General features: G+C 52.2%; 5 protein-coding genes. 3 read left to right on the top strand and 2 right to left on the bottom strand.

Annotated elements, in window-relative coordinates; translation table 11 throughout:
• Positions 1-1,738: AIPR family protein (locus tag B7X49_RS17950; RefSeq protein ID WP_286840503.1), on the top strand; the 1,738-nt coding region annotated here is incomplete at its 5' end.
• A gap of 394 nt (positions 1,739-2,132) precedes the next feature.
• On the opposite strand, the gene B7X49_RS17945 is transcribed toward B7X49_RS17950, so the two are convergent.
• Entirely contained in the window at positions 2,133-2,774 is a 642-nt protein-coding gene (locus tag B7X49_RS17945; protein ID WP_286840502.1) for a hypothetical protein, read from the bottom strand.
• A 96-nt stretch (positions 2,775-2,870) separates the two neighbouring features.
• On the opposite strand from B7X49_RS17945, the gene B7X49_RS17940 reads away from it, so the two are divergent.
• A complete protein-coding gene (locus tag B7X49_RS17940; protein WP_286840500.1) occupies positions 2,871-3,599 on the top strand; it encodes a PAAR domain-containing protein in 729 nt (242 codons plus the stop codon).
• 9 nt (positions 3,600-3,608) lie between these two features.
• Here the strand turns inward: B7X49_RS17940 and B7X49_RS17935 are convergent, their stop codons facing one another.
• On the bottom strand, positions 3,609-3,938 hold the full coding sequence (locus B7X49_RS17935) for a hypothetical protein (protein WP_286840498.1): 330 nt from the start codon (positions 3,936-3,938) through the stop codon (positions 3,609-3,611).
• Between the two features lie 204 nt (positions 3,939-4,142).
• On the opposite strand from B7X49_RS17935, the gene B7X49_RS17930 reads away from it, so the two are divergent.
• Positions 4,143-5,132: a hypothetical protein gene (locus B7X49_RS17930; protein WP_286840497.1), complete on the top strand. Its 990-nt coding sequence runs from the start codon at positions 4,143-4,145 to the stop codon at positions 5,130-5,132.
• The last annotated feature ends 197 nt before the right edge of the window (positions 5,133-5,329 follow it).

Raw genomic sequence — 5,329 nt, 5'->3', positions numbered from 1 at the left:
TGAGGAAGAATTCTTTACACATTGGGCAAGCGTGCTTACACCAAAAGATAAAGATTCTCTTGATCGATTGTTGCAAAAATCTGAGGATTATGTTTGCATTAAAGCATTTACAGAGCCAGGAGAGTTAGAAATAGTTCAGGAATATGATATCCCTAAAAAATATGAGATTTCATCAGCCGAAGAAAATGTTAGAAAATTGGTAGTTTTTCCACAAGATGGGCAATTATTTTGTCAAGTTAACGCTAAAGCGCCTATAGCAATTACCGTAAAAGATATTGGTCGTGAAATATTCGACAAAATTATCAAAAATATTGGAAAAATCTCAAATGGTAAACCGAACTGTGTTTTATATTATGTTAATACTGCAGCGCAGCCGAATGCTAGGGAAATTAACGCTGCGTTTAACGCGTTACAAAGTTCTGTGGAGAAGCACGAACTATTCTTCTCCGTATCACTTTCCGTAGTGGGTCGAGCCAAACTAATGGAACTTTGGAAGGAGATCGATGGACCTATAGAAGGAAATATAGAGACGTTATCGCTTGTCGCTTTTCCAAACTCGGCTGGGATAAAAGAAGCATACGTTAGCCTGATTAGCGCCAAGGAGTTCGTTGATAAAATGTTACTCGGTGAAAATGATCGAATTCGTCAACGAATATTTGATGGAAATGTTAGAGACTTTATGGGAGAGTCAGTCGATGTTAATGCTGAAATTAAGAAGACATTATTAGATAAAGAAAAAATTAGTCGATTTGGTGTATTAAATAATGGAATTACAATTATATCGAATGATATAAAGGTACAAGGTCAAAACATGTCAATCAAAAATTTCCAGATTGTCAATGGATGTCAAACGTCTCATGTTATATTTAGAAATCGCGAATATCTAGATGATCGAACTAATTTGATGATAAAGGTTATTGAAACAACAGATCCAGATGTAATCGACGATATTGTGCGATCAACGAACCGACAAACTCAAGTCAAGGATGTACAGTTTTTGGCTACCCTAGAAGCGCTAAAAAATATCGAAATGTATTTTGACGTTAGGCGGAAAGACGAAAATTTTGGTCTATATTTTGAAAGAAGAACAAATCAGTTCTTTGACGATAATACCATTAAGGAAACGAGAAAATTCGATATCACAAAGTTAGCTAGATGCGTTGGCTCTATGTTTTTTGATCGTCCAGACCTTGCATGTAAGTACCCAGGCCGGTTGATTGATGAGAATAAAGGCGACATTTTTGATCAAGGAAATGCGGAGGAAATATATTATACGGCGGCATACTGTTTGTATAGATTAGAGATATTTTTAGGAAATGCATCAGGATATGGAAAGTATTTTAAAGCACGGTGGCATATACTGTTGGCTGCTAAATATTTTATATTTGGCTCAAAGCAATTTGATCTTAAAGGTAGACGATCTAAAGAACATTGTGATCAAATGATGAAATTCTTTTCGCAAGATACAGAAACAAAAAACAGGATGGAGACGATTTGTTCTTTGATAGGAAATATAGAAAAAATTACTATGGACCGACTTAAACTGCTAACGCTTGTTGAAGACATAAAGAAAACTGCAATAAGCAAGCATAGTGGGCAGGAAGTTTTAGGGAATGAGGAGAAAGCTGGAAAAAAACGTGAAGTTAAAATAGATTATAATGTTAGGGAAAGCAAAAGCGCGAAGTCTAGAATTAAAGCCAAACCTAAAGTTAAAAACAAAGCTAAGGCTAGATCTTAGCAAGCTGTAGGGTGGGGTGCTCTTCCGCACCCCACCAGTCTATCCGCCCCACCGATGGACGAAACTACGATGGACACCCCTTGATAACCAAAAGTTTTTTGCTTCTTTTTTACAAAAAAGAAGCTCTTCCTTCACCGAACTCCTCGCATCCATCCCAAACCGCCCCACAACCGGCCTCGCCCAAACGCGCTCACGTTAACCGGTAACTGCCGCACCGCCAGATCGCAATCGGGCGCTTTCAACGCGGAATCCGATCGATATAACCGGCCATATCCAAGCCTAATCGTGCCCGTACCTGATCGAGGCTCAGGCAGAAAAGCCGGAACAGGAACGGCTCACCGTCGCCGAACGGCAATGTTTCATAGTGGTGCCAGGCCTCGTCCAGCCAGCCGCCTTATGCCGCCCCGCGTCGCGTCCAGGTCACAAAACCTTCCCCATCATAGGCAACAGCGTGCAATGCCACCACGTCCTCAAGACAGCGTGTGACCGCCTCAGGCGAAAGTTCGCCCCCTCGTTTCAGCGCCACCCTGGGCCGGCACAACACCGCCAACCCGTGCCAGATGTAATTGCACCATGCCAGCGCCGATCCAATATCATGTGCGGGAGAGTCATGACCGAGCCGATAGAGTACATCCTCCCCAAGACGCGCCGCGAAACCAACCGCAGCAAGTGGCGCATCGTTTGGCCGTGCGGCCGCATCGTCGATCAGACAAACCGCGTTTGGATCAGATTGCAGAAATCCGAAAATCTCCGCCGTCTGTCGCTCACGCAGCGTAGCAGCCGGCAGAAGCCCACCATTCACCGGCACGCCACGATTGCGGTTGGCCAGAAGCAGACCACCCTCATCGAACCGATAGGCCCGATCTGTTCGGGTTTCACGCGGCAGCAACGTCGAACAATCACCCCCAGCCAAATCGACCGTCGATTGGATCAGGCGGCAAAATTGACTGCCGAGCTCAAGCTGCGCCTCGAAATAAGCAACACCCCGCCCATCCAGCCGAACCCAGTCGAGATGTTCAACGACGTCCGCAATCATGCTTTCAGCTCCATGGGTCCGCCACCAGACCCTTCCTCGGAATGATCATAACCACCTCTCTTGACGCCGCCGCCCATTCACCGCCTAACTCCAGACATGTCCGGCCAACAACCCGCCGCCCGCGCGACTGACATGCACACCTGCCCCCAGGTGACCGGAATCGTACCGCACGTCGGCGGCCCGGTCATCATGGGCTCGCCCAACGTCTTCATCGGCAGCCTCCCCGCCGCCCGTGTGGGCGATCCCGTCACCTGCGTCGGCCCGCCCGACACCATACTGATGGGTTCCCCCACCGTCCTGATCAACGGCCGCCCCGCCGCCCGCATGGGCGATGCCACCGCCCACGGCGGCGTCATCGTCGGCGGCCTGCCCACCGTCCTGATCGGCGTGGGTGGCCCAGGATCAGCCACGTCCGTTGCGCAGACCACTTCATCAGCGCCAGGGCAGCAACAAGCGCAAGTCATCGACGCCGCAGCGACAAATGCCTCGGAAATTCCAGACCCTAACGGCGTCGTGCCCGGCGGACCGTGGACTGCGGCTGGACCCGGCCAAAGACCCGGCACTTTCTTTGGTCCGAAACAAGTCCGGGGCGCTCGTCAGACAACGCGATGGGTGCCGCCCGAAGACCAAGGCGGACCTCCGGGATCGAAAGGATATTGGAAGACCAAAACGCCCGATGCGTCCTGGCAACGTTATGATCGGGATGGAAACCCAATCTCTCCCGAACAGGCACACCCCGGCCCTTCGAAACCCACGATGGAAGAACCGGAGGCCCAACCAGGCGAATTGCCCGACATTCCCGTTATTGAAGATCCATTTTTGTAGCTTGTAACGCTAGCCCCTCGCGCCGGCCGGACCATGCCGATGTGACGGATGCATCCATTGCTCCACGACGCGCAACACCTCATCCAGCGCCAGAGCTAGGTGGTCGACACTCACAAGCCAGTCCCGCTGCGGATCGTCCTCCCGAACACCCTCGACGCCCGCTGCGTGGATCGCGACATATCCGTTTTCTGGTTCATCGACCCAGATTTGAAAAACGTCGGCCGTCACGCTCGAAATATAAACGTTGCGAACCGCGCGGCCACCGAAACTCTTGGTTAGAACAAGCCCATGGCGCGTCGTCCATTCGGCAATCGCGGTATCAAGCTGATCGTAACTCACGCGCCCCAATCCTCGCACCAAGTTAAACCCTGTAATACGGGGGTCTTATCCCCAAATCAACCGCCGCCAGGACCGCGCCCTCCCACCGAAATCCTCGATTCAACCCGATGTGCCGAAATCATCGAAACGGAACATATAATCCCCATGCCGGAAGACCCCGACCTCCCGCTCTTCGACGACATCCTACCCTTACCCTGAGCACCCATGCCCCTGGCTCCAAACCGCCCTGCCAAACGCTACACCGCCAAACAATTCACCGAATGGCGCGCCCGTTGGTCCGGCATCGAGCCTGACGCTTCCCTGCGCAGCCCCCCATTCGGCTCTACCGAAGACGGCCTGCTCGATTTCCGCGGCTTCACGCTGAACGACCCAAATGCGCCGCGCATGCGATCCCTGAAGCACGCACAATTCAAATCATGCGACTTCACGGCCGCCTCCCTCGCCGAAACCATCAGCGAACACGGCTCGTTCGATACCTGCACCTTCGACTACACCGACCTCAATAATTTCGCTGATAAAGGCAACCTCTTCCAGAACTGCCGGTTTTATCGGGGCGAATGGCAGGTCGGCAGCATCGGTACGTCCTGGAACACCGCCACCCGCGGCGAATACCAATCCCGCTACATCAACTGCCATTTCGAAAACATCAAACTCACCAAAACAACCATCGGCGACCCTCAATTCATCGATTGCAGCTTCGTGTTCAAAAAACTCAGCGGCATCGATTTCGGCTGTAGCGGCTTCATCGCCTGCCGCTTCATCGGTGCCTTCCAGGACCTCACCTTTCGCGGCGCCTACGAAAGCCGGGAAGACCGCGCCCGCAAAGCCACGCCGGAATTCGCCGGCTTCACCGATGTCGATTTCACCCAAGCCGCCGTGCAGTGGTTCGATATGCGGGGCGGCTTTCGGTGCAAAGCCGTGCGAATGCCGGCCGACGGCAGCGCCTTCACCGCCGACCTGGCACGCCTCTGCGGCGACCGAGTCGCCGTGCTCGAACGAACGGGCGATCCCGCGTTGCACAAACTCGCGGCCCAATATCTCGATATCTATTGCCGCTTCGCCGACGAACAGCCGATCCAAATCCTGTCCCGCTTCGACCTGATCGAAAGTGCGAAGAACAGCGGCGAAACCGATGCCTCTCTCCCCGACACCCTCTACACGATCCTTAAATCCACCTATGCTAAACCAACCTGACGCCCAGCCCCGCAAGATCGCGCCAACGCGCCCCATAACCGTTTCCAAAACTAACTTTTTCCCTTTCCCACCCCCCACCGATCATGGTTTACCCATACCCATGATCTCGAACGCGCCTTTCATGCCCGCCGACCCGTCCGAGCGCTTCGCGGTGATCTTCCGCGCCCTGCAACGCTCCGTGGCCGACAACGGCTACC

The organism is Acidiphilium sp. 34-64-41, from assembly GCF_002282635.1.
GTDB classification, from domain to species: domain Bacteria; phylum Pseudomonadota; class Alphaproteobacteria; order Acetobacterales; family Acetobacteraceae; genus Acidiphilium; species Acidiphilium rubrum.
The sequence above is the reverse complement of the archived record's forward strand: the minus strand, read 5'-3'. Positions and strand labels throughout refer to the sequence as shown.